The 23900-nt window shown below is 36.4% G+C and carries 24 protein-coding genes and 3 pseudogenes; 16 read left to right on the top strand and 11 right to left on the bottom strand.

The genetic code is table 11. The features are described from left to right. Positions 1-6 precede the first annotated feature (6 nt). From CQ058_RS08020 to dnaB, 10 genes and pseudogenes are all read left to right on the top strand, one after another. Positions 7-684, top strand: a complete 678-nt coding sequence (locus CQ058_RS08020; protein ID WP_105589584.1) for a response regulator — start codon at positions 7-9, stop codon at positions 682-684. Then, positions 681-1655: a tripartite tricarboxylate transporter substrate binding protein gene (locus CQ058_RS08015; protein WP_142396333.1), complete on the top strand. Its 975-nt coding sequence runs from the start codon at positions 681-683 to the stop codon at positions 1653-1655. Before CQ058_RS08020 ends, CQ058_RS08015 begins: the two co-directional genes overlap by 4 nt. Before the next feature lie 88 nt (positions 1656-1743). Continuing rightward, positions 1744-4284 carry an MrcB family domain-containing protein gene (locus CQ058_RS08010; RefSeq protein ID WP_105589582.1) on the top strand — a complete coding sequence of 847 codons (2541 nt, stop codon included), beginning with the start codon at positions 1744-1746 and terminating at the stop codon, positions 4282-4284. Further along, positions 4259-6703, top strand: a complete 2445-nt coding sequence (locus CQ058_RS08005) for a restriction endonuclease-like protein (RefSeq protein WP_142396335.1) — start codon at positions 4259-4261, stop codon at positions 6701-6703. Before CQ058_RS08010 ends, CQ058_RS08005 begins: the two co-directional genes overlap by 26 nt. 352 nt (positions 6704-7055) lie before the next feature. Beyond that, positions 7056-7394, top strand: coding sequence for a magnetosome magnetite crystal formation protein family (locus CQ058_RS08000; RefSeq protein ID WP_016126635.1), 339 nt, complete (start codon positions 7056-7058; stop codon positions 7392-7394). A gap of 3 nt (positions 7395-7397) precedes the next feature. Next, entirely contained in the window at positions 7398-7649 is a 252-nt protein-coding gene (locus CQ058_RS07995) for a hypothetical protein (protein ID WP_105589580.1), read from the top strand. 8 nt (positions 7650-7657) lie between these two features. After that, on the top strand, positions 7658-8401 hold the full coding sequence (locus CQ058_RS07990; protein WP_088004599.1) for a MerR family transcriptional regulator: 744 nt from the start codon (positions 7658-7660) through the stop codon (positions 8399-8401). 50 nt (positions 8402-8451) lie between these two features. After that, a pseudogene (locus CQ058_RS07985) lies at positions 8452-8778 on the top strand (nucleoside triphosphate pyrophosphohydrolase). Positions 8779-8974: 196 nt separating this feature from the next. After that, entirely contained in the window at positions 8975-9835 is an 861-nt protein-coding gene (locus tag CQ058_RS07980; RefSeq protein WP_105589578.1) for a DnaD domain-containing protein, read from the top strand. Next, entirely contained in the window at positions 9832-11121 is a 1290-nt protein-coding gene (gene dnaB, locus CQ058_RS07975; RefSeq protein ID WP_050000894.1) for a replicative DNA helicase, read from the top strand. The genes CQ058_RS07980 and dnaB overlap by 4 nt, the downstream gene beginning before the upstream one ends. A gap of 92 nt (positions 11122-11213) precedes the next feature. Here dnaB and CQ058_RS07970 read toward each other — a convergent pair whose 3' ends face one another. Beyond that, positions 11214-11999, bottom strand: coding sequence for a TrmB family transcriptional regulator (locus CQ058_RS07970; protein WP_105589577.1), 786 nt, complete (start codon positions 11997-11999; stop codon positions 11214-11216). A 110-nt stretch (positions 12000-12109) separates the two neighbouring features. Here CQ058_RS07970 and CQ058_RS07965 point away from each other — a divergent pair, with 110 nt between their 5' ends. Continuing rightward, complete coding sequence (locus CQ058_RS07965) at positions 12110-12877, top strand: TSUP family transporter (RefSeq protein WP_105589576.1); 768 nt, start codon at positions 12110-12112, stop codon at positions 12875-12877. Positions 12878-13023: 146 nt separating this feature from the next. Here the strand turns inward: CQ058_RS07965 and CQ058_RS07960 are convergent, their stop codons facing one another. After that, the gene (locus CQ058_RS07960) at positions 13024-13914 is read right to left on the bottom strand and encodes a DMT family transporter (RefSeq protein WP_105589575.1); all 891 of its coding nucleotides are present in this window, start codon (positions 13912-13914) and stop codon (positions 13024-13026) included. 257 nt (positions 13915-14171) lie between these two features. On the opposite strand from CQ058_RS07960, the gene CQ058_RS32255 reads away from it, so the two are divergent. Then, positions 14172-14426: a hypothetical protein gene (locus CQ058_RS32255; RefSeq protein WP_258169452.1), complete on the top strand. Its 255-nt coding sequence runs from the start codon at positions 14172-14174 to the stop codon at positions 14424-14426. Between the two features lie 50 nt (positions 14427-14476). Here CQ058_RS32255 and CQ058_RS07950 read toward each other — a convergent pair whose 3' ends face one another. Next, the gene (locus tag CQ058_RS07950) at positions 14477-15052 is read right to left on the bottom strand and encodes a TetR/AcrR family transcriptional regulator (RefSeq protein WP_105589574.1); all 576 of its coding nucleotides are present in this window, start codon (positions 15050-15052) and stop codon (positions 14477-14479) included. A 142-nt stretch (positions 15053-15194) separates the two neighbouring features. Between CQ058_RS07950 and CQ058_RS07945 the strand changes: the two genes are divergently transcribed. Beyond that, a complete protein-coding gene (locus tag CQ058_RS07945) occupies positions 15195-16670 on the top strand; it encodes an MDR family MFS transporter (RefSeq protein ID WP_078178720.1) in 1476 nt (491 codons plus the stop codon). 43 nt (positions 16671-16713) lie between these two features. Here CQ058_RS07945 and CQ058_RS07940 read toward each other — a convergent pair whose 3' ends face one another. The 4 genes from CQ058_RS07940 to CQ058_RS07925 form a co-directional block, all read right to left on the bottom strand. Continuing rightward, the gene (locus tag CQ058_RS07940) at positions 16714-17241 is read right to left on the bottom strand and encodes a permease (protein ID WP_016126645.1); all 528 of its coding nucleotides are present in this window, start codon (positions 17239-17241) and stop codon (positions 16714-16716) included. Further along, a complete protein-coding gene (locus tag CQ058_RS07935; protein WP_105589573.1) occupies positions 17238-17720 on the bottom strand; it encodes a hypothetical protein in 483 nt (160 codons plus the stop codon). Before CQ058_RS07935 ends, CQ058_RS07940 begins: the two co-directional genes overlap by 4 nt. Then, positions 17713-18054 carry a PadR family transcriptional regulator gene (locus CQ058_RS07930; RefSeq protein ID WP_105589572.1) on the bottom strand — a complete coding sequence of 114 codons (342 nt, stop codon included), beginning with the start codon at positions 18052-18054 and terminating at the stop codon, positions 17713-17715. Before CQ058_RS07930 ends, CQ058_RS07935 begins: the two co-directional genes overlap by 8 nt. Before the next feature lie 299 nt (positions 18055-18353). Next, a complete protein-coding gene (locus tag CQ058_RS07925) occupies positions 18354-18500 on the bottom strand; it encodes a YjcZ family sporulation protein (RefSeq protein ID WP_000540380.1) in 147 nt (48 codons plus the stop codon). Between the two features lie 200 nt (positions 18501-18700). Here CQ058_RS07925 and CQ058_RS07920 point away from each other — a divergent pair, with 200 nt between their 5' ends. After that, a complete protein-coding gene (locus CQ058_RS07920; RefSeq protein WP_002087264.1) occupies positions 18701-18937 on the top strand; it encodes a hypothetical protein in 237 nt (78 codons plus the stop codon). Between the two features lie 153 nt (positions 18938-19090). Here CQ058_RS07920 and CQ058_RS07915 read toward each other — a convergent pair. Next, positions 19091-19405, bottom strand: a pseudogene (locus CQ058_RS07915) (DUF4352 domain-containing protein); the annotation flags it as partial. A 189-nt stretch (positions 19406-19594) separates the two neighbouring features. Between CQ058_RS07915 and tnpA the strand changes: the two are divergent. After that, positions 19595-19864: pseudogene (gene tnpA / locus CQ058_RS07905) on the top strand (IS200/IS605 family transposase); the annotation flags it as partial. A 35-nt stretch (positions 19865-19899) separates the two neighbouring features. After that, the gene (locus CQ058_RS07900) at positions 19900-20979 is read left to right on the top strand and encodes an RNA-guided endonuclease InsQ/TnpB family protein (RefSeq protein ID WP_085309502.1); all 1080 of its coding nucleotides are present in this window, start codon (positions 19900-19902) and stop codon (positions 20977-20979) included. 87 nt (positions 20980-21066) lie between these two features. On the opposite strand, the gene CQ058_RS32715 is transcribed toward CQ058_RS07900, so the two are convergent. The 3 genes from CQ058_RS32715 to CQ058_RS07890 all read right to left on the bottom strand — a co-directional run bounded on the left by CQ058_RS32715 (position 21067) and on the right by CQ058_RS07890 (position 23706). Beyond that, positions 21067-21219: a hypothetical protein gene (locus CQ058_RS32715; protein WP_181150758.1), complete on the bottom strand. Its 153-nt coding sequence runs from the start codon at positions 21217-21219 to the stop codon at positions 21067-21069. Between the two features lie 549 nt (positions 21220-21768). Continuing rightward, positions 21769-21870 carry a YjcZ family sporulation protein gene (locus CQ058_RS07895; RefSeq protein WP_000505688.1) on the bottom strand — a complete coding sequence of 34 codons (102 nt, stop codon included), beginning with the start codon at positions 21868-21870 and terminating at the stop codon, positions 21769-21771. Positions 21871-22530: 660 nt separating this feature from the next. Further along, on the bottom strand, positions 22531-23706 hold the full coding sequence (locus CQ058_RS07890; protein ID WP_002140622.1) for an MFS transporter: 1176 nt from the start codon (positions 23704-23706) through the stop codon (positions 22531-22533). Between the last annotated feature and the right edge of the window lie 194 nt (positions 23707-23900).

Genomic DNA, 23900 nt, shown 5'->3' with positions numbered 1-23900 from the left:
GGGCATATGTTGAAGGTTGCAATTGCAGAAGATGATTTCCGCGTCGCGCAAATTCAGGAAGAGTTTTTATCAAAAATAAAGGACGTAAAAGTGATTGGAAAAGCATTGAACGCGAAAGAAACGATGGAACTACTACAAAAGGAAGAAATCGATTTGCTTCTATTAGATAATTATTTACCAGATGGAATTGGTACAGACTTATTGCCGAAAATCCATGCTGACTTTCCAAACGTTGACGTCATCATGGTTACTGCGGCGAATGAAAACCATATGTTAGAAAAAGCAATTCGAAATGGCGTAAGCAACTACCTTATAAAACCGGTCACGTTAGAAAAATTCGTTCGCACAATTGAAGACTATAAAAGAAAGAAGCAATTATTACATAGTAACAATGAAGTAAATCAAGCACTAATCGATAACTTCTTCGGTACTCCTCAAACACAAGAAATAAAAAACTTACCGACAGGTGTTGATCCACTAACACTTCAAAAGGTGAAAGGGATTATAAAAGGATTCGAAGAGGGAATTACAATAGAAGAAATGGGAGAACAAATGGGGGCCTCCAGAACAACCGCAAGAAGATATTTAGAATACTTAGTAGCGACAAACGAATGCACAGTAGAGTACACATACGGCATTATCGGACGACCAGAACGAAAATATCGAATAGGACGAGGACTATGAAAAAACGATTATTACTATGTATATGGATCATGACAGGAGTAATAGCTGGTTGTTCCATAGAAAAAACGCACACAAATAAAGTGAACATAGAAGAAGTAGAAATCGTTGCACCAAACGTTCAAGGAGCGGGATGGGACTTAACAGCACGAGCAATGCAAAAAACACTAACAGAAGAAAAAATCTTCACAAAACCAATCACAGTCACAAATAAAGTAGGTGGCAGTGGTGATGTCGGATGGAAATATACGAAACAAAAAGGCGGTCACGTACTTGCGATTAACTCAAGCTTACTCATAACGAATAACCTACTAGGCCACAGTAAACTAACATATAAAGACTTCACGCCGCTCGCGCTACTCGCATCAGACTGGGAAGTCGTTGTCGTCTCAAAAGAATCAAATATAGATAACGCAAACGAACTAATGGAACAACTAAAACAAGACAAGAAAAACTTCAAAATCGGCGTTGCCCCCGGCCTAGGAAACGACGATCACCTATCCTTCGTACAAGTAAGCAAAGCCTTCGGCATAAACCCTGCCGAACTACAATTCTTCGTCTACGAAAACAAAGAAAAAATCATAAACGCCCTAACGAACAAACAAATAGGCGCCGCAACAATGACCCTATCCGAAGCCGAAAAACAATACAAAGCCGGCAAAATAAAAATATTAGCCGTATCCGCACCAAAACGGCTAGACCGACTACCAGAAATTCCAACATGGAAAGAACAAGGAATCGACGTTATCTTCCAGCACTGGAAAGGAATTATGGGCCCGAAAGATATGACAGAGGAAGAGGTTGCTTATTGGGATGGTGTGATTAAGAGGATGGTTGAGAGTGATAGTTGGAAGGGGATTTTGAGGGAGAGGGGTTGGGAGAGTTTTTATAAGGATAGTGGGGAGAGTAGGATATTTCTTGAGGAGAGTAGTCAGGAGTATGGGGAGCTAGTGGGGAATAATAGAAATTATTAAATCATAAGGTATGGCGTATGATTTTTCTTTTACACATAGTTTGGTAAAATAGTAGTAATTGTAATTTATTGTAACGGTGGGGATGAAAATGTTAGAGCAACTCATAATTGAATTGGCTAAATCAACGAAGCAGGTTGAAGATATAAAAGGTAATAAACCTTATTTGGTTATAAACAAGGATGATGAAGGATTATACGTTGAAACTAAACTTTCACTTGAGCAATATGAAAAGGGCGAGACAGCAATATCTTATTTTAAAGTGAGTTTTGAAATTCTTAAGAATGCTTGGGAAAAACTTATTGATGTTCGTAAGGTAAAGCATGAGGATTTTGGGCAAGCGGGAGAATGTAATGCTTTCTTGGTAGCTTTTTTTTCTCAGTTTCCATTTGTGAATGTGACTGGATCGCGAGCTATTACATTTAAAGAATTCCAAACTGATAATCTACCGAGTGAAAAATATGATAAAGTTATGCTCTTTTTAGAAGAGATAATGAATGGTACATATAATCCAAGTACGTTAAGTGAACAAACGGATGAAAATTTATATAGTAGGAAGTCTCGCGCGCGTCAAGATTTAAGGTTGTTGGGCTTTTTGAATGAATCCCATGAAATGAATCAGCTACTATTAAGCGAATATGTTCAATCGGAAGATAAGAAAAACTACATGGCACAGCTAGTTTTAAAACAAGAATACTTCCTTCATTCTTTATTTGTTCTTGGAGTGCTAGAGAAGTATTCAAAGGGTGAAAAGAAAGAAGCTCTAGTTGATTTGGGAATGACGATTGTCCGAAATGCATTAGGGGATAATTTGATGGTTGAATCAGTGGCGAAGAGGCGAACAAATAACTTACTGGATTGGCTGGAACAAGTAGGACTAATTAATGATGAATGGATTCCTGTTGAACGATATGTAAAAGATGATGTAGAAAAGGGCGGTAGTATGAACAGTAATTTACGTGAAAAGTTTTTAACGGTAATGAATGAGTATTTACAGGCGAGAACAGAAAGGTTTGCGGGTCATAAAATGGGATCGGTTGTTAGGCACGAAATGACAACGGAAATAACGAGATTACCATTTATTGATCATAATCAGTATGTTGTCACAGGGTCAGTTGGACAAGGAAATTGGGCTGCTGTTCCGTGGCTTGCAATTATGAATAAAGACATTACGACATCTACGCAGAGAGGATATTATATCGTTTATTTATTTAGTGAAGATATGGAGCGATTATATTTAACACTGGCGCAAGGTGTGACGGAGACGACTAAAGAAGAGATGCAAAAAATTAAAGAAGAGATTCGTGAACAAATACATATGTCCCAAAAGGTAAAAAAAGATGATGAGATTTTCCTAGGTACAAGTCCAAAAGCAAAGGGATATTCGAATTCAACCGCGGCTTATATTGCATACGATGTTAATAAAATGCCTAGCGAAACAGAATTAGTTGAAGACTTGGAAGAAATACTTCGTTATTATGAGGGATTTATTGCTTACAAAGAGGACGGAACGAAATATGAAATGATTTATGAGAGGAAAGAAGTATATTTAGATCAGCAATCAATTATCGATCATGTGTCTTCTTATATTCAAAGTAAAGGTTTCTATTATGAGAAAAAGGATCTTATTAATTTCTTCCTTTCATTAAAGACGAAGCCGTTTGTGATTTTATCAGGCATTTCGGGTACAGGGAAAACGAAAATTGTTCAGTGGTTTGCAGAGAGTTTAGGGGCTACGGAAGAGAATGGACAATTTACGCTTATTCCGGTTCGACCTGATTGGAGTGATAGCTCTGATTTACTTGGTTATGTGAACCTTCAAGGGGAGTTTCAAGAAAGACCGTTAATTAAAGTTCTTGAAAATGCAGATGCAAATCCAAATAGGCCGTACTTTGTAGTGTTGGACGAGATGAATTTAGCTCGAGTGGAATACTACTTTAGTGATTTTTTAAGTGTAATTGAAAGTCGTAAATGGAAAGATGGAAAAATTGTTACGTCACCAGTACTTCCAGAATCAATTACGAATAAGCATATTACGATTCCATCAAATGTATATATTATCGGAACTGTAAATATGGATGAAACGACACATCCGTTAAGTAAAAAAGTATTAGATCGTGCGAATACAATTGAATTTAATAATGTTAACTTAGATTATTTTAATTTCTTAATGGATATAGAAGAGAAGGAAGCTGAAATTGCTTCAAATCGTTCCTTAGAAACCGAGTATCTGCATTTAAAAGAATGCTTTAAAGAAAACGAAGATCTTGTGAGAAATATATCGACCACTTTAATAGAAATAAATAAAACACTTGAATCAGTTGGAGCTCAAGTTGGATATCGTATACGAGATGAAATTTGTTTCTATATGGCATACAACGAACAAGGAAAGTTATTTTCATTCGATGAAGCACTTGATTATCAAATATATCAAAAGATTTTACCGCGTCTTGCAGGGAGCGATGGACGAACAGAAGAGGTATTAAAACAGTTGTATGTCTTATGTGCAAATGAAGAATATGATAGTGGTAATAATGACGCTTCATATGCTAAGCATCCTCGTTCAGCTAACAAGCTGTCTCATATGTTAAGGAGGTTCGAGTATGATGGTTTCACCTCTTTCTGGATCTAATAATGAGATAGAGCTAGTTAAGATTGAAACAGAGGAGTTATCATTGACGATTAAAGGAAATCCTTATCATGAAAAATACGAGAGTTTAAAAGAGTACCAAGCTATGAACGCGGATGAAATGATGTATTTTCATGTAGATGGGAAGGCGGAATTCGTTTCTGTATTTGATGCGAGATTGCAGGGGTTAGACGAATGGAACGAACACCCGCCAATCTTTTTTGAAAATAGAAGTTATCAGCTTGTTGTTGTTCCGAAAAAGAACCAACAGCTTTCCTTTTATCATGAACATCCGGGTTTTCGAAAGCAAGTTAGCTCCATTCAAATGGGTTCACTTCATGTGTTAATGGGGAATCTTTCATTTCCAAATGAAGTAGGAAATACAACGTTTGAAATTAAAGATGATAAAGATACTTTATTAACTGTTACATTTGAAGTTTTCCCGGCAAAACTTGATTATAAGGATGATTACAGAGCCTTATTAGATGAAGTAAATGATGAAATTTATAATTTAGCGTTTCATTTACTAAAGAGAACTTACTTAGGAGCATCTGCAATTTACGCTACAAATCCATCGAAGAGTGAATTTTATCGTATTTTAAATGATTCCTTTGAGCGATTTATGAAGTCGATCTCTCATATTAAAAGACAACCGCATCATACGCTTATGACTAGGCATCAACTAGTACGAGGAGAAAAAATTCGTAAATTGGATTCTGTCGGAATGAACTATTTGCGAAAGCGACCACACTTGCTGCAAGGAGAAAGCAGTATACCGACTAAAGGTATTACAGCTTATAAGGAAGTATCTTATGATACGCTGGAAAATCGATTTGTTAAATGGATGATTCAAAGAGTCGTACATAAAATAGATGATCTACTTAAGGCGCTAGAACCAAAGTCTAGATATACACGTGGTGTAACTGATGAAGACTTGTTAGAACGTGTGAAAAATATGAAATATCGAATGAAAAATGAATTGAACGATCCATTTTGGAGAGGAATCGGAAAATTAGATCGCTCAGTCTTTTCACTCGTTATCCAGATGGCGGCAGGCTATCGAGATGCGTATCAAATTTTCTTAATGTTATCGCGAGGTTTAACATTACGAGGACAAATTTTCAAAATGTCGGTAAAAGATGTCGCAAGGTTATACGAATACTGGACATATTTAAAGCTCGGACAAATTTTATCTAAAAAATATATACCGCTCCATCAAGATGTTATTCAAGTTAAACAAGACGGTTTGTACGTAACGTTAGATGAAAGTAAAACCGCCAAAAGAACGTTCAAGCATCCAGTCACTGATGAAGTAATAGAACTGTATTTCCAGAAAAGAAACGGTAGACTGCCAACAGTTACACAAAAACCAGATACGATGCTCGCTATTGAGAAAAAGGGAAAGAACTATCAATATCAATACATTTTTGATGCGAAATACCGAATTGATTTTGCTGAAAGCTCCCATTATAAAAGGAAGTATGGCGCCCCTGGCCCAATGGAAGAAGACATTAATACAATGCACCGCTACAGAGATGCACTAGTAGTAGAACAAGAAGGACCATTTGAACGAACAGCTTATGGAGCGTACGTATTATTCCCATGGAACCAAGAGGAAGCATATGAGAATCATCCATTTTATAAAAGTATAGAAAAAGTAAATATCGGTGGCTTCCCATTCTTACCAAACGCAACGAGACTAGTCGAACAATTTCTAGATCATCTCATTGAAAAGAGCCCAGAAGAAATTATAAGAGAAGGCATCCTCCCAAGAGGAACAAAAGAAGAATGGCACTCTTCACTGGAAGAAAAAGTATTAGTAGGCAGCGTGAAAACTGAAGCTGACTATGAAACATATAGAAAGAATGGCTTATACCAGCTACCAGTCACACAACTAAAACCAGGATGGCAAGAAGCAAAGTACATAGCATTATATGCACCGAAAAAATGGCACGGAGAAAATGGTGGCATTCAATACGTAGCAAAAATCAAACACATTCAAATGCAACAAAACGATGAGTATATACATTTCGAACTAGAGCCATGGAAAAAACTAGACCATCTCATCCGTCCAGTAGGATACGGCATTCAAACATACACAATAACAACTATGTCGTTATTAAAAGAAGTACAAGAACTCCCGGAACTCTTCATGAAATCAAAAGAAGAACGAATTCTTTGGAAAACGCTGCGTCGTTTTACGAAGCAAGTTAAAGTTGAGCTGGACCATAACAACTTAGATGAGGCTTCTTCTATTAAGAGTTATTATGTGCAGGATGTTCAGATTTGGGTTGATTATGAGAGTGGGGTTGTTATGGTTGGGAGAGATGGGCTAGTTAAAGAGGTTGCTTTGGAGTTGGTTGTTGGTAGGAGTTCGGTGTTGTTTAGGGAGGTTTTAGAAGTGCTAAATGTTAAGGAATAGCACTTAGATACAAAGGTGATTAAGTCATGGATAAAGGCCAAATTTATTTTTGCATGGAACTAATGATTTTAGGTGAAGTGGAGAAACATTTAAATATTATAGATAAATATTAGTTGGATAAAGTGTATTGTTAGCTATGGGAAGAAGAGCATATGAGGTATATGCTCTTCTTTTTATTTGTAAATAAAGTGGATGTAAAATTAAAATGATGACCTCCACCCTGTCAAGATAAAGGTCATATTTTATTTATATTGGTGTTACTAAATTTAATCTATATAATCCTCTTGCACCTCCCCCAACGTCACCCCCTAACCTAAAGAAGACAAATCAAAAAGGGGGGACCAAACCAATCATGAAAACCACCACAAAAGAAAAAAGAAATACCATCATCATGTTACTACTATCAGCCGCAATAGGAATTTTTTCACCACTACTCATGTACATTACACTGGCACGTAAAAATGAAGTGTACAAATATCATTGCCGAAAGGCGTTCAACTTTCATTTGTTAATTTTTCTTCTATTTAATATTAGTTCGCGTATTAGTGATGTTTTGTTTTGGATTGTGTTTGCTCTTGAGGTAGTTCAAGTGATCATGGTTGCGTGGAAAGTAATACGCGACGAGCCATATCGTTATTTCATTCGAATTCCGTTATTTAAAGAAGATAAGTACGCAGTGGAAGGAGAATAGGTGATGAAACAAGAAGTGGAGATAAGGAGAAAGCGAATTTTTATTATGGCCGCAGTGTTGTTTATTGCGATTTATATTATTTTACGAAAAAGAAAGTATGAGTACTTTTATGACGGTATTAGTGAGTATGAACATCGTTATAGAAGGAATGTTCCTTTTGTATTGCTTGTTGTAGGTTTGCTTCAATATTGTAGGCGGAATGAGATGAGCTTTTCTTATATGCTTCAGTATGTGAAAGAGAAGTTAGCGGAGTAGGTGATGATATGGCGTGGATGATTAGTGAGTTTGCAAGTGTTGGGGATGTTACGGTGCGGACGCTTCGTTATTATGACAAAATTAATTTATTAAAGCCGAGCGATTATACTGAGGGTGGGCATCGGTTATATACGACAGATGATTTGTATGTGCTGCAGCAAATTCAATCGTTTAAGCATCTTGGGTTTTCGCTTGGGGAAATTCAAAATATTATATTGCAGCGTGATATAGAGACAGAAGAATTTTTAAGACAAATGCATTTTCAAAGGGAAGTGCTTTTGGTAGAGCAAGAAAGAATTGCGAAGGTGCTTTCACATATGGATGAGATGACGAAGAAGTTTCAAAAGGAAGAACGCGTGGATATCGCTTTGTTTTCTTCGTTTTTGCAAACTTTCATATGGGAGAAAGAAAATAAAGAATGGTTAGAGGAACACTTTTCAACGGATAGTGTTCGAGCGTTTTATGATAATAAGGAATTAAAAGAAAAATTTGATCGGCGATTTATGGATATGATAGGGAAGTTGAAAAAGTGTAAGGTAGAAGAGAAGGATCCGAGTCATCAAGATGTTCAAGTTACCTTGAAGGAATTTTTTAATTTAATAGAAGAGGTAACGAACTATCTTGATACATCTCAAAGTGATATAGAGGACATAATTAAACAATCAAACCTCCCACTATCCGAACTCCCAGCCCTCTTCACAACCGGAGAAGAAAAATATATAAAAGAAGTAATGAAGCAGTTTAACACCTAGTTAAACTGCTTTTCCATTATAATAGAAGAAAAACTAACGGAGGAACCCACATGCCAACCTACAACAAACTAATCCGAAACAAAATCCCACAAATAATAAAAGCTAACGGAAAAACACCCACAACAAGAATTCTACCTGAAGACGAATACATAAAAGAAATCTGCAAGAAAACACAAGAAGAACTAACCGAGTATCTAGAGGCAGACACAAAAGAACATAAACTAGAAGAACTATCCGACCTGCTAGAACTAATAAAAGCCCTAGCCGAATACGAAGGCACAACACTATAAGAAATCAATACAATCCGTAAAAAGAAAGCAAAAGAAAGAGGCGGCTTCCAAAATCGAGTCTTCTTAATCGAAGTAACCGATAACTAGCCCCTCCCATACCCCTACAAAGCCCCTACCAAGTAATAAATCACTAATAAAAAACACAACAAAACAAAAACAACTACAAAGACCGTAGTAGTTGTAAAAATTTTTTTGAAATAACACGCCAAAAACCCACCCCTCCTTCCTATATATAGTACAAAGGAGTAATTTTAACTTTTGAGTGAGGACGGGAGGAATTGGGATGGCGGTGTACCGTAATGTGCAGGTGAATTTTTGGCAGGATGATTTTGTTTTGGATTTGACGCCGGAGGAGCGGTATTTTTATGTTTACTTATTAACTTGTTCGAAGACGACGCAGTGTGGGATTTTTCCTTTTCCAAAGCGACTAGCTGAGATGGAGACTGGTTATAACAGGGAGACTGTAGATAAGCTTGTACAACGCTTCATCGATTATGGGAAGATTCTTTATGATGCGGAGACGAGAGAGTTATTTATTTTAAATTGGCTTCGTTATAATCCTGTGACGAATACGAATGTGGAGAAGTGTGTGCTTCGTGAGCTGAAGGGTGTGAAGAATAAGGAGTTTGTACATATGTTTCTTCAGAAGTGCGTAGAGGAGGAGCTGAATGTTCCGATGCTTTTAGCACATTTCGGTATGCCGAGTGATTTGGCTGTTGATGTGGATCCAGATCCGGTTTGTGAAGAGGCAGAAGAAGAGGTTATGGAGGAAGAGACGGGGAGTCGCGTGTTTTCTTTTTATGAGCAACATTTTGGTAGTTTGTCTCCGTTTGCGGTAGAGGAACTGAGTGCGTGGATGGTTGATTTGTCAGAGGAGCTCGTGCTGAAGGCTCTTCAAATTGCGTTTGAGAATAATAAGCGAACGGTTGCTTATGTGAAGGGGATTTTGAGGGGGTGGCACGGGAAAGGATTTACGAAAGTGTCTGAGGTTGAGGCAGATACGGCTCAGTTTAGGAAGAAGGAGTCGTCTGTTAGTAGCGGGGAGACGGAGGAGTTTTTGACGAGGTGCGAGGAGTGGGAGAAGAATGCGCTGTCAGAGGAAGAGTTGCAGCGGTTTTTAGCGGAACGTGGGTGGCGTCCATGAGTATTCAAAATGTGGAGGCGGAAAAGACGGTGTTAGGTTCTCTTTTAATTGATGGAGAGCTTATTAAGGAATGCCGTTTGACGGAGCATTATTTTTCTATGCCGGTGCATAAGTCTATATTTCGGTTAATGCGAAAAATTGAAGATGAAGGGCAACCAATTGATCTTGTGACGCTCGTTTCTCGGATGAATCCAAATTTTTTGGAGAATATCGGGGGAATGGAGTATTTTATAGCATTAATAGAGGGTGTGCCTACAACTGCCAACTTTTCTTATTATGAGGGGCTTGTTCGAGGTGCATGGAAAATGTATCAGGCTGGCGTTCTTGGGCGCAAGATGGGAGAGCGTCTTATTGCGGAGAAGAATGAGAAAATTATTGGTGAGACGATTACGGAACTTTGTGAGTTAGAGGAAAAGGACTGTGTATGTGAGTTTGATTTGAAGGATGCGTTAGTTGGTTTGTATGAAGAACTTCATCAAGATACGAAAGAGAATACTGGTATTGAGACTGGTTATACATCGCTAAATAAGATGACGTGCGGATTGCAGGAAGGGGATTTTGTCGTCCTTGGAGCGCGTCCTTCTATGGGGAAGACGGCGTTTGCGTTAAATATCGCACTGCATGCGGCGAAGTCTGGAGCGGCAGTTGGATTGTTTTCGTTAGAGATGAGTAGTAAGCAACTGTTAAAAAGGATGGCGTCTTGCGCGGGCGAAGTGTCAGGAGGTAGGCTGAAAAATCCGAAGCATCGTTTTACGATAGAGGACTGGGAAAAGGTGAGTAAGGCGTTCGCGGAGATTGGTGAGTTGCCTCTTGAGATTTATGATAAAGCCGGTGTTACGATGCAGGATATTTGGATGCAGACTCGTAAGTTAAAGCGGAAGCACGGGGATAAAAAGCTTCTAGTCATTGTAGATTATTTGCAGCTCATTACGGGCGATCCGAAGCATAAGGGCAATCGGTTTCAAGAGATTAGTGAAATTTCGCGTAAGCTTAAGTTATTAGCACGTGATTTAAATGTTTGTGTAGTGGCGTTGTCGCAATTGTCTCGTTCCGTAGAGTCACGTCAAGATAAGCGTCCGCTTTTATCAGATTTAAGAGAGACAGGACAGATTGAGCAAGACGCGGATGTCATTATGCTTATGTATCGCGAAGATTATTACGATAAGGAAACGATGCAGAAAGAGATGACGGAGATTCATGTGGCAAAGCATCGGAATGGGCCTGTGGGTAGTTTTAAGCTGAGATTTTTGAAGGAGTTTGGGCGGTTTGTGGAGGGGAATAGTTAAAAGACTGGAGTATCACTTTGTAAATAAAATAAAGCATAAGTTTTCTATTTAATTAACTTATGCTTTATTTTTCGATTCTTTGAATATGTTTCTTATTTTTCCATAAAGAAGGATTTTCGCTCTGTAGTAATCCATTGCTCCAAATCATCTTGGCTACGTTGTACAAGTCGATTCACTAAAACATCATGCCATACATAATCCTCTAATAGGTATATATGAACGGGGTCATCTGTATAAAAAGCAATATTACGCTCTTCAATTGATGGTCCATAAATCATCTCTTTAGAATCTATCGATAAAATAAACCAATGTTCTGTAGACAGGGTTTCTGTATAAGGTGTTATACGATGGGCTTCTAGATTTTTAATTGGATTTTCAACATGCAGGGTAATACCTTGTACCGTAACTTTATCAGCTACCTGAGATAGATCCTCTTTTAACGCTTCATACATCTCATCCCACATTGAAATGACAATACGTTTTTGGGCTTTTTTTATTAATGCCTGACAGTAGCTAATTATTGTTTTATTGTCTTTTAAAGTAATCACTCGATTATCTGTTTTTTCCTCGAAAGTTTCTAGTTTTTTTAATGAATCACTGATTCCTTCATAAGTAGACTGCCATTCTGATTGCGCCTTTTGTAAAAAGATTTCAACAGGTAGAGGTGAATAGCGAGTGGTGTCATTTATTTCTTCCTTCATGACAATTCCTTTTTCTACAAGGTTACCCAAAATCTCATAAATTCGCGCTCTTGGGATACCCGAATCCTTACTCACTTGGTAGGCTGTGACAGGCCCCTGTTTAACAAGAGATACATAAGATTTAGCTTCATATTCATTAAAACCAATTTTTTTAAGCTGTTGCACTATGTAGTCCACTTTTTTCTTCCTCCGATGTTTGCTTTTATATTTTAACGTTACAATAACTGTTTACATTTAGCAAATTATTAGTTACTATTCGAATAGTGACTAAAGGGGAGGCTACTAGTATGGATTTTTATTTAGACCCATCAGTATTTATTATTTTGATTGCTTTTGGATTTTTAGCTGCATTTATTGATTCAGTTGTAGGTGGTGGAGGACTCATTGCCTTACCCGCTTTATTATTTACAGGACTGAATCCAGCAAGTGCAGTAGCTACGAATAAACTAGCGTCGACAATGGGGTGTGCAACTAGTAATATTGTGTTTTATCGTTCTGGTAATCTTGATTTGAAATCGGCGTTTAAATTATTTCCACTCACTTTCATAGGTTCCATAATAGGGGCATGGATCGTTCATTTAATGAACCCAGAAGTACTGAAGCCATTGATGCTGATCATGCTTGGTGCGGTTGCTATTTATACGATATTCAAAAAGGATTGGGGTAGTATTTCCACTCATAAAAAATTGTCTGGTCGACACGTCATTATTTTTACTTTTTTTGTTTTTGCTATTGGTTTTTATGATGGATTTCTAGGTCCTGGCACAGGTTCGTTTTTAATGTTTTCTCTTTTATTTATTGGGTATGATTTTTTAAAAGCAGCAGGTAATGCGAAGCTTCTTAATTTAGGAAGTAATGTTGGTGCATTGTTGATGTTTATGTATGTAGGGCAAGTAAACTATGTGTATGGTTTTATAATGGGGATTGCTCAAATTGCTGGAGGGATTGTTGGCTCCAAATTTGCTATAAAAAAAGGAAGCGGGTATGTTCGTGCTCTTTTCATTACAGTAACTTGTTTATTGTTGGCGAAAAATCTGTATGACTATATTCAGTAAGTAATTTTGAACATTTTTTAGATGCTACCTTATTCGAAGATAGCATCTAAAAAAAGGCTCATTTAAAAGAAAATTTAAGTTAAGAGAATGAAAATAATACAAACGAATATTTTCCCGGGGGTATGTTCCTCTATCTTAAAAAATACTTACTCCACATTCTTCTTATAACTCACCCGCAACAACCCCTTAAAATCCACCTCAGCAATCAACACACTTACTAATATAAGCGTCGTCGCCCCTAAGTACCCTTTTCCAGTGAGCGTCTCGCCTGTGAAAACGAAAGCAAATCCTGCTGAAAAGACAGGTTCTAATGAAAAGATAAGTCCCGTATGTGTTGGCGTCGTGTATTGCTGGGCGATAACTTGCACGATGAAAGCGACTGCGGTGCAAAATATGCTTAAGGCTAAGATGATTAGCCATGAGTTGATCGTGCTAGGAAGTTTTGGGGTTTCCATCACTAATGAAAAAATAAGACTAAATAGGCCGACGAAACCGAGTTGTATGACCCCGAGAGCAATCGAGTTCACATGTTTTGTTACGTTTCCAGTAATGATGACATGAATGGCATAAAATAAGGCAGACAGTATGCAAAATATATCGCCGTTACCGATCTTGAATTCACTAGTTAATGTTAATAAGCCAATTCCTATTATCGTTAACACAATTCCTAATATAACTTTCTTTTCAGGAATGTATTTTAAAAATATAGCTGATAATATCGGAATGAAAATGACTGTGAGACATAGTAAGAAACCAGCATTAGAGACACTTGTATACTTTGTACCGAATGTCGCAAAAATGTAAACGATAAATAAAACAGAAGCTAGTATAAAGGCATATTTTACAGTTTTAAAATCGACTTTGAATAAATGTTTGTAGAATATTAAACCTGATAAAAGAAAGGCAATAATAAATCGTAATGCGATTAAATTATATTCTTCTATGCCATCAAGTCCAAGCTTTGTAAGTAGGATGGATGCACCCCAAAAAAATGTAAATAGTAGTAGCATTAAATCAGCTTTTAATTGAATTTTCATTTCTATTCCCTCGTTATGTATAATTTATGATTCCATACCCCTATCCCCATTGTTTATTTCAATATTAATTCTGAATATTTGGAACGAAAATTTATCGACGTTTTATTCTATAGTTACGTACGAATTAACGTTATCTACCGCAAAAACATTAGCGAAGTTAAATCCAAACATGACATTCATTTACGTATCCGGTAGCGGAACAGATAGTACAGAATCAGGACGTACGATGTGGGCGAGAGTGAAGGAGAGAACGGAAAATGAGTTATTACGTTTACCTTTCAAATCTGTATATGTTTAGACTAAGATTAATCATTCCGGCAAATGGTGTGAAATCAAAAACGAAATTGTACCAATTAATGTATGATGTGATGAAGCCCTTTAATCCTCTGTTGAAGCGATTCGGCAGTGTGATAACTTCTAAGCAGTTGGGAAGAGCTATGGTGCGAGTTGGGAAAGATGGATATTCTCGTTCAATTATAGAAAGTTCGGATTTGAAGAAAATCGGTAAGTAATAGTATGTAAAAAACGCCTATTTCATATAGGCGTTTTTTTGATGGTGAAGTTATTTTTCTTCAAACTGAAAAATATTCCGGTTAATAAGTTGGTGGAGATACCTATCCATTTCAGCAGCAGAAACGCTTCTTTCATTTTTAAACCACCATGCACTTAATGAGGTGATTGCCCCTGAATAAAATTCAATGATTAAATCATTTGGCATCGTATGGTTTTTGCAAAGTTGATTTAACGCTTCTATTTCTTGTTTTCTCGTTTCGTGACTTAAATACTGTGTACGGCTAATAAATTGTTCATCAGACATTTGCGTCTCTAATATTTTACCGATTTCTTCATGGTGTAGAAATTGTTCCATTACTTGAAATGGTTTACTTAATCGATCTGAAATCGGTATTTCAGCAATCATCTTGCTGTAGCGTTTAAATCCAAATGATAATAAAGCATCTTTATCTTCAAAGTGTTTATAAAAAGTTGTTCGGTGTACCATTGCACGGTCACAAATTTGGTTAATCGTGATAGTACTATATTTCTGTTTTGATTGCGTCATTAATTCAAATAAGGAATCCCATAGTAATTTATGTGTACGTCTAATACGTAAATCAAGTTGTTTTTCATTATCATTCATCTACAATTCTCCTTTTTTGTAGATTAAATATACAATGGCTGAAAATTGATTCTCCCTTTTTAATCTACATATGTATATTATATTACATGTGTTCCGGTGTATTTAAAGCTTTTTAAGTAAGAAACAGGAGGAGAATTTGTAAATGAATATAACAACTAAGAGCCCTGCAAGTGGCAAAGTTGATACTTCTAATATGAAACATACCCCGATTTTAATTGCATTACTTTTAGGGGCAATGGTTGCATTATTAAACGAAACATTACTTGGTAATGCGTTAACTGTATTAATGAAAGAATTCGACGTAACAGCTTCAACGATTCAATGGCTTTCTACAGCATACATGTTAGTAGTTGGTGTTTTAGTCCCGATTACAGCGTTACTTCAGCAATGGCTCACAACGAGACAAATGTTTTTGATCGCTATGGTAACGTTTTTAGTCGGTACATTAATTGCGGGATTTGCACCGACATTTTCCGTTTTATTAGTCGGCCGTATCGTCCAAGCTGTAGCGACGGGGTTAATTTCACCGTTATTAATGAATACGATTTTACTTATTTGTCCACCTGAAAAACGTGGTGCCACAATGGGATTAATCGCACTTGTAATGATGGCAGCTCCAGCAATTGGTCCTACATTATCTGGAGTAATTGTGGATTCATTAAATTGGCGCTGGTTATTCTATATTGTTATTCCTATCGTGATCATTTCAATTATGATTGGGATGAAATACATTCAAAATGTTTCAGAGTTAACAAGGCCAAAAGTAGATTATCCATCTATCCTTTTATCGACATTAGGATTTGGCGGGCTTGTGTATAGCTTTAGTGCATCAGGTGATTTAGGATGGTCCGATCCGAAAGTGTATGGCGCCTTAATTGTTGGGCTTATATCACTATGTATTTTTGTAGTGCGACAATTAAAAATCGAGAATCCAATTTTAGAATTACGTGCATTTAAAGTTCCGATGTTTACAATATCAGTTGGATTAATCGTCATTGTGATGATGTCGTTATTTTCAACGATGACTTTATTACCGATGTTCCTACAAACAGTTTTACTCGTTACAGCATTTAAATCAGGACTAATAATGCTTCCAGGAAGTATTATTAGCGCCATAATGGGACCAATCGCAGGTAAACTATTTGATAAATTTAGCCCGAAAGTTGTTATCGTTCCCGGTATTGTGTTAGTAGGTATTGCAATGTTCTTATTTAAAGGCATTACTCCTGATACATCAATGGTACAAATTATTGTCATGCATAGCGTATTAATGGTCGGACTCATGTTTGTAATGACAGCACAAACATATGGATTAAATCAATTAACACCAGATTTATATCCGCACGGAACAGCACTGTTTAATACGTTACAGCAAGTAGCTGGCGCAATTGGTACGGCTATCTTTATTTCGAAAATGTCTTCAGGAACAACTAAGTACATGGAAAGCTCAGCAAATCCAATGGATCCAGTAGAGAAGTTAAACGGTTTAACATCTGGATTCCAAGGCGCATTTACACTAGGGTTAATCTTTATCGTTATTGCTTTTATCGTATCGTTGTTCTTAAAAGAAGAGAAAAAGGAAGTAAAGGCAGCGAGGGTTTTACAGAACGAAAATTAAGGTTCATATTAAAAAGACATCTTTACAAGATAAAGATGTCTTTTTACATTTCTTTCGTAATATCATACTGCAACAACTGCCGTTGATCATAAAACTTCTCAAAAACGATGCCCATTACGTAGAAGAACAACAGACCGAAGCAAATGTGAACGAGCGTAAAGGTAGCTCCGAATGAAGAAAATTCATACACCATAATCGGTAATTTCGCAGTTGTCCAAACACCTAAGAAAAATACGATGTACCTAATGCTGGCGCCTTTTTTTAATAGTAGTGCTGCAATCGGAAAGGCAACATAGAGGGGACCAGCTGCAATTCCGCCTAATAATAGAGAGAATAATATTCCATATATGCCGGACTTTTCTCCCATATATTTCATTAGCGTTTCTTTCTTCACCCACTGATCAAGTAACCCTACAAATATTAGGACAGGGGGGAGTAGAAACAACATATCTAAAATGCTATTCCCTGTTAATTGTAATGCGCTCCATCCTAAAGATTGGTTTATAAAAGTTAGAATGATAAGTCCAATCAGCAAAATGAAAAAGAAGCGATATCTTTTTAGTTCTTTCATACCATCACCACCCAAATGATATAGGAGAATAGGAGTGACATGAGTAATGCAGATGCATTACGAGCGTAAGCAAAGCTTCGTCCGAATATCTTTTGTTCCATCGGCAAGGTTGTAATTCCTACTGACATTAGTGTAGACATGAGTGCCGCAACTTGAGGTAGACCTGCGCCGTGCTGTACTAACGTATTACCAAGAGGAAATACGACAAAGCTTGGGATAAGTGCCACAGATCCGAGTAGTGCTGAATAAATAATACCTAAAAATCCAGACTGTTCTCCAATGATGGAAGAGATGAAGGACGGCGTTAAGATAGAAAGTGATAGTCCAACGAAAAGCATAATGGAGAGCATGGCAGGGAGGAGGTTTCGAAATATTTTCCATGATTTTAATAGGGCAAATTTCGTTTTATTCCGATCCTTCATAAAAGAAATCCCCGTAAGAATAATGGCCGAAGTGTAAAGGATAGCGCCATTAATCATGATTAGATTCCTTTAAGTCTTTATATTTGTCTAAGAAAAATGATAAGTTTTTCATTTTTTCCTCAATATCCATTTGAAAATCCGCTAATTGTTCTTTTCCGGCTGTAGTAATTTTGTACATCTTTCTCGGCTTATCTGGAATTGATGTACTTACATAAGATTCAATCGCACCTTCGTTTTCTAATTTCTTCAGCGTGCGGTAAAGGATGGCACTATCGATTGGATTGACCGGAAGTTCTTCGTCACATTTCTGAAGTAGCTGCCCGCCATAGTTATCACCTTCTGCTAAAAATAACAAAAGAAATGCACCTGTATGTCTTCCTGTATGCTTCATGAATATACCTCCTAGAATGAATTGGAATATATACTGTTAATGACAGTATACTGTTGTTAACAGTATATGGTGCATGAAGTGCTATGTCAATTTAAAAATGTTACTGAGGAGAAATGGCAATTCATGTTTTAATCTTGTTAAATAACAAAATAAAAGCCTACTGTTTTCTTGTGACAGTGGCTTTCATAGTTGGTAAACTACTATATTACGCTTAGGGAATCTCGCCTTTTGATAGTAACACATATATGTTAGCCCTATATTGAGAAATAAAAAAAAGACACTCTCAAGAGTGCCTCTTATTAGCAGCCGAATCCGCCGCCCCAACAGCTAGCTCCAACGATGATTAATAAGATAAAGAGCACAACAAGTAAGGCGAATCCACCGCCAAAACCACAGCCTCCACCACAACTACCACCATAGCCTCCACAACTACCACCATAGCCCATATTAACTCCTCCTTCCATAAAGTCCATATATTAATGGATTTATATCACTTTATGTTTTTACGGATAAACTTGAGCAGGTCCTTTTGAAAAAATAAAAGTACTCGGTATTTTAAAAGAGTTGACGAACTTATTTTTGTCACGAGTATTCCGCTTATTACATATGGTATTTTATTCTGTGCATTGGGGGAAAGGAGATCGTTATGGCTAATTCTGAGATGATATTACGTTTACTTACGGATTTAAAGATTGAGCAGCAAGCTTTAAAAGAACAGCTGGAGAAAATGCAAACAGCTTTGAGTATTCTTGAAGAAAAACCAACTATTCTTGAAGAGAAATCAACTACTCTTCAAGAGAAACCAGTTGTTACAAAGCAACGTGGACATTCTGGGTTTCCAACATCTTTTCGTGATTGGAGAGCATCTTCTCAAAAGAACTAAGGAATCCTATTATAGCGAGTTATACAAAATCATAAATGAAAAAGTACAGTCTACTGTAGTTAATACAGAGGCTGTACTTTTTGTTATGTTAGTATAAGTTGTGATAGGTGGTTTATCTATTTTGTAGAAAAGCCACTTTTACATTTTCTTTGACTATTCCACCTTTAACTCGATCCCTTCACCCAGCATATCTCCATTAATTTTTAACGTTAATCCTTGCGTATTTTTCGGAACATCGAATACAATGTTCCCTTCCGAATTTTCATTAGGATTAAGAACACCAAATTTAAATGTAGCAGTATTTGCAGCTTTAAGTACTAATTGAGATTCATTAGAAATGTGATATTCTCTTCCGGTTCCGTCAATTAATTTAAAGTTATTGCTATTTAGTGTAATGGGTTCCTCTTGACGATTATAAACTGCGACGTCTAATACTTTAAATATACCTTGTGCTTTAACTTCTCCATTACAGCCCTTTCCGAACGAGAAAGCCCATTGCCTTTAGGCATGGGATGAAAGTGAGGTTGGATACGGAGTACCACTAAAAATCGTAAGGTTCGTGGTACTTTAAGTATCCAAAGAATAGGTAGTTTCTTTGGGTCTGTTTGTTGTAATTTTTCGAAAATAAATGATACATTGTAACTATGATAAATGATTATAGAAGAATGTTTCAAAGTGTTGGTTGAAGAGATATGTAACGATCTTGATATTGTTAGTATCGCAATGGAATAGGATACCAAACACGTTCATTTGTTTTTAAATACACTGTCAACACTTAGTCCTGCTGATACAAGGGCAAAAATAAAAGGAGTGACATTAAAGTGTTTGAGAGAAGAATTCCCTCATCACAAGCACTTGCAAAGTTTATAGACGCGTTCCCATTTTGTTTCTACTGCTGGAAGTGTATCAAATGAGACAATAAAATAGTATGTTGAGAATCAAAAAACAAAGGGGTGAAACGTATGTCACAGACCCTAACAGTGAAAGTGAAATTGCTTCCCACAAAAGAACAAATTCGTTTATTGGAACAAAGTAGCCGAGAGTACATTAAACTCATAAATACACTTATATCTGAAATGGTTGAAACAAAGGAAAGTACGAAAAAAAGTACGAAAGATATTGAAGCGAATATACCAAGTGCGGTGAAGAATCAAGCAATTAAAGACGCGAAAGGCTTATTTGCTACAAAAGTAAAGAAAAGCAAGTATAAAATCATTCCGATTTTAAAGAGACCTGTTTGTGTATGGAACAATCAAAATTATTCATTTGACTCCACTCATATTTCAATCCCGTTTAAGGTAAAAGGAAAGTCAACTCGTTTAAAGGTCCGTGCTTTATTAATCGATAAAAAAAATCGCAATTTGGATTTGTTAAAACATAAGTTGGGTACACTTCGTATCACAAAGAAATCGAATAAGTGGATGGCCCAAATATCTGTCACACTTCCTACAAATGAAAGAGCAGGGACGAAAATTTTAGGAGTAGACCTAGGTCTCAAAGTCCCCGCGGTAGCAATCACAGACGATGACAAGGTTCGTTTCTTTGGGAATGGTAGGCAAAATAAATATAGGAAGCGTAAGTTTCGTAGTGTTCGTAAGAAGTTAGGAAAAGACAAAAAAGTGAATGCGATTCGGCGATTTGATGATAAAGAACAAAGATGGATGCAAGATAAAGATCATAAAATAAGTCGTGAAATCATTGATTTTGCAATTGCTAATCATATTTCTGTCATTCGTTTAGAGCAACTAACGAATATAAGACAGACGGCAAGAACAAGCCGTAAAAACGAAAAAAACCTACACGCTTGGTCATTCTATCGTTTGTCACGATTTATTGCGTATAAAGCAACATTAGTTGGTATTCAGGTTGAATATGTAAATCCGGCTTATACAAGTCAAAGCTGTCCGAAATGCGCTGAAAAGAATAAGGCACAAGACAGAAAATACAAGTGTCCATGTGGGTTTGGGACACATCGTGATATCGTTGGGGCGATGAATATTCGCTACGCAACTGTGATTGATGGTAACAGTCAATCAGCCTAAGCACCTATATGGTCTGGTTTAGGAGGGGCAATGAGATGCCCTCATCTTGAAGGCTGTTTAAAACAGAAATGGACTGCGAACGTTTAGTCATTCAAGAATCCCACCCGTAAATCCGTAAGGATTCGGGCTTGCGACTTTAGTCGTGGGAGTCTCAATGCTAGATGTATCATGTGAACTGCAAGCTGATAATCCAAATAAGAATGTGCTACATAATAATGATGTTAATAACTTTTTGTTCATAGTTTGTTCCTCCAAAATAAAAGTACTTTCATGGGTGCCATAATGATTTAATAAATCTATATTTTTCTTTATATGTATTAAATGTTACATTTTATTATATTTATTTTAGGATAAAAAGGAAACTTGATGCAAATAAACAAGACACTTTGCAGTGTCTTGTTTATTTAAGTTATGCGCATTACTTAATAAGACGTTAGTTACTCATCCTGAACATGAGTAACTATGTAGGGTAGTTTAATTATAACATTTTAACCAGTAATGGGTCTATATGGAATTTTTAATATTTGTTTTTAATTATTCAGAATGATACATGTGGTGAAAGGTATATATTATCTATAATAATTGTATATATAACTAGCCTTGTAATGAGTTTCTACTATATTTGAAATTGAAATATAAATGAAAAGAAAAGCACAAAGAAGGGGCTGTGGAATATGGGCGCTTGGGGAACTGGATTATTTGTATGTCACACTAAAGACCGAAAGTGATGGAGAGCTTTTTATTACAAAGAAAAGACACCCATATAAGAGTGTCTTTTCCGATAGTTTTTTAGCAGAAGCAAGAAGCTCCAACAATGATCAATAAAATAAACAATACAACTAGTAAAGCAAAGCCGCCGCCACAACTACTACAACTACCACCAAATCCCATAATAGTTCCTCCTTTAATAAGAGGGGAAAACAAGGGGTCACTCATGTATTTTAACGGATTCAATTTACTTTATGTTTTTTACGCAATAATTGAGCAGGTCCTTTTGAAAATAAAGAAAAGACACCCTAAGGTGCCTTTCTCCGACTTGAACCATCTTAATTTTAATAATATTGGACTCCCGTCCGAATATTATTTTACCATGTTAAGTTGTTTTTGGAAATATGCCATATCGATAATTACAATACACGTTTTAGTTTTTAAATTATTTATCTTTCTAAAAGTTGAAATTAATAAGAACCCCATAAATGATAAACCATTCCACTAACAAAAAACACTAATCCTAAAAACAAAACAATTAAAGCAAGTACTCCATTTTGATTATGTTCCATAAAATTAGCTCCTTTTAGATTTATTTTTATCCCGCTATTTGTGGGCAGCAGGGCTCCCACCTCAAAATTCAGCTGGAGCAAAGAAGTTAGGTGGGAGCCCTGCGGCCCGTAAACGCCCGATTGGTGAAGGCTAATACTCAGTGGGGGATGAACAAAACCCCCCACTGAGTAAAGTTTCACTTTATATACAAAAAAGCCTTTAGTCGTAATTATGGCTAAAGGCTTTGATCATTATACTTTTTAGTTTATAAAATTTGAAACTGAAAATGTACTAACTTGATAATGAAGCCTGGCTATTAGAATTGAAAAATTTTAGTTTTATTATAATTAATAGAAATGAGAGTAGTGTGAAAATGAATCCGCTCCAAATAAGTTGGTGAATACCTAAGTTTGAAATGAACCAGCCTCCAATAGTTGTTCCTAAAGTAATTCCGAGATTTGAGAATGAAACGAATAGGCTATTACCAAATTCAGGCGCTTCTTTTGCTTCGCTTATTAACCATGTTTGACCAACAATTAATCCACCAGCATGTACGATTCCCCAAATGAATACGATAAAAATCATTGGAACAAGGTAGGAACCTAAATAATAAACCAATATGTAAACAATAGAATATAGGATAGGGAATAATATTACTGTATTTACTATACTTTTTTGCAGGAGACTACCAAATAAATGATTGCCTAAAATCATAACTATGCCAAATATGAATAGCATGATACTGATGAGAGATCCATTCATGGAAGTTACTTTGGCAAGGTACTCAGCGAAGTAACTGTATACGGAAAACATGGCTGCAAAAAGGAATGTGACGGTTAAAATATTCAACCATAATCCTGGTTTGCCGAGTATACGAATTTGTTTGCCGAAAGACATTTTTTCTTTAACAGGCATAGAAGGAAGTAGGATTAGTATTCCAATGAATGCAAGAGTGTTAACAAGCGCTCCGAATAAGAAAGCAATTTCGAGTGAAAATTGGTCTGCAAGGTAAGAGGTTAGTGGTACACCTAAAGCAAAGCCAACAGTAATTCCCATGAAAACTTTTGTAACCGCTTGACCGCTCTTTTCTGGAGGGACAAGTTTAGCAGCTGTTACAAGAGCAATTGAAAAGAAGAGTGGGTGAAGTGCTGCCGGTAAAATACGAAAAATAAGCATGATTTCAAATTGTGTTGTATAAGCGTAGATTATATTTGAAATAACAAATGCAAAAATTGCTGTTAATAAAATTATTTTGCGATTAATACTAGAGACGAGCAGAATTAAAAACGGACCAGAAATAGCAACAACTAGTGCAAATATACTTACTAAAAATCCAGCTTGTGTAGTTGAAATTCCGAATTTTTGAGTGATTTGTGGTAATACGCCGACAATACCCATCTCGGTAGTAATAATTCCGAACACACCTATTGCGAGTGTCAGAATAAGTAAAGGATTTACTTTTTTCATTTATAAAACTCTCCATTCGTATCAGTATTTTGAAAGTAAATTCATTAACAAAGAAGCATTATTACAAGTATGATTGGATGCCAATATTATCTGGACTATGTAATTTTAAATACAATAACAGATATCTAAATAACTAGATATGATATATTAAAAAATTTTCTCCTTTCTATGTTTCTTGCTTTTATAGGTAGTGC

The sequence above is a fragment of the Bacillus sp. MYb56 genome, from assembly GCF_002976445.1.
GTDB lineage: Bacteria > Bacillota > Bacilli > Bacillales > Bacillaceae_G > Bacillus_A > Bacillus_A mycoides.
Note: the sequence above shows the minus strand (reverse complement) of the source record. Positions and strands in the feature narration are given on the sequence as shown.

Excerpts from the sequence above, each read along its gene's own strand:
- CQ058_RS08020 (WP_105589584.1), top strand. The coding sequence starts at position 7 with ATGTTGAAGGTTGCAATTGCAGAAGATGATTTCCGCGTCGCGCAAATT.
- CQ058_RS08015 (WP_142396333.1), top strand. The coding sequence starts at position 681 with ATGAAAAAACGATTATTACTATGTATATGGATCATGACAGGAGTAATA.
- CQ058_RS08010 (WP_105589582.1), top strand. The coding sequence starts at position 1,744 with ATGTTAGAGCAACTCATAATTGAATTGGCTAAATCAACGAAGCAGGTT.
- CQ058_RS08005 (WP_142396335.1), top strand. The coding sequence starts at position 4,259 with ATGGTTTCACCTCTTTCTGGATCTAATAATGAGATAGAGCTAGTTAAG.
- CQ058_RS08000 (WP_016126635.1), top strand. The coding sequence starts at position 7,056 with ATGAAAACCACCACAAAAGAAAAAAGAAATACCATCATCATGTTACTA.
- CQ058_RS07995 (WP_105589580.1), top strand. The coding sequence starts at position 7,398 with ATGAAACAAGAAGTGGAGATAAGGAGAAAGCGAATTTTTATTATGGCC.
- CQ058_RS07990 (WP_088004599.1), top strand. The coding sequence starts at position 7,658 with ATGGCGTGGATGATTAGTGAGTTTGCAAGTGTTGGGGATGTTACGGTG.
- CQ058_RS07980 (WP_105589578.1), top strand. The coding sequence starts at position 8,975 with ATGGCGGTGTACCGTAATGTGCAGGTGAATTTTTGGCAGGATGATTTT.
- dnaB (WP_050000894.1), top strand. The coding sequence starts at position 9,832 with ATGAGTATTCAAAATGTGGAGGCGGAAAAGACGGTGTTAGGTTCTCTT.
- CQ058_RS07965 (WP_105589576.1), top strand. The coding sequence starts at position 12,110 with ATGGATTTTTATTTAGACCCATCAGTATTTATTATTTTGATTGCTTTT.
- CQ058_RS07960 (WP_105589575.1), bottom strand. The coding sequence starts at position 13,914 with ATGAAAATTCAATTAAAAGCTGATTTAATGCTACTACTATTTACATTT.
- CQ058_RS32255 (WP_258169452.1), top strand. The coding sequence starts at position 14,172 with ATGAGTTATTACGTTTACCTTTCAAATCTGTATATGTTTAGACTAAGA.
- CQ058_RS07950 (WP_105589574.1), bottom strand. The coding sequence starts at position 15,052 with ATGAATGATAATGAAAAACAACTTGATTTACGTATTAGACGTACACAT.
- CQ058_RS07945 (WP_078178720.1), top strand. The coding sequence starts at position 15,195 with ATGAATATAACAACTAAGAGCCCTGCAAGTGGCAAAGTTGATACTTCT.
- CQ058_RS07940 (WP_016126645.1), bottom strand. The coding sequence starts at position 17,241 with ATGAAAGAACTAAAAAGATATCGCTTCTTTTTCATTTTGCTGATTGGA.
- CQ058_RS07935 (WP_105589573.1), bottom strand. The coding sequence starts at position 17,720 with ATGATTAATGGCGCTATCCTTTACACTTCGGCCATTATTCTTACGGGG.
- CQ058_RS07930 (WP_105589572.1), bottom strand. The coding sequence starts at position 18,054 with ATGAAGCATACAGGAAGACATACAGGTGCATTTCTTTTGTTATTTTTA.
- CQ058_RS07925 (WP_000540380.1), bottom strand. The coding sequence starts at position 18,500 with ATGGGCTATGGTGGTAGTTGTGGAGGCTATGGTGGTAGTTGTGGTGGA.
- CQ058_RS07920 (WP_002087264.1), top strand. The coding sequence starts at position 18,701 with ATGGCTAATTCTGAGATGATATTACGTTTACTTACGGATTTAAAGATT.
- CQ058_RS07900 (WP_085309502.1), top strand. The coding sequence starts at position 19,900 with ATGTCACAGACCCTAACAGTGAAAGTGAAATTGCTTCCCACAAAAGAA.
- CQ058_RS32715 (WP_181150758.1), bottom strand. The coding sequence starts at position 21,219 with ATGAACAAAAAGTTATTAACATCATTATTATGTAGCACATTCTTATTT.
- CQ058_RS07895 (WP_000505688.1), bottom strand. The coding sequence starts at position 21,870 with ATGGGATTTGGTGGTAGTTGTAGTAGTTGTGGCGGCGGCTTTGCTTTA.
- CQ058_RS07890 (WP_002140622.1), bottom strand. The coding sequence starts at position 23,706 with ATGAAAAAAGTAAATCCTTTACTTATTCTGACACTCGCAATAGGTGTG.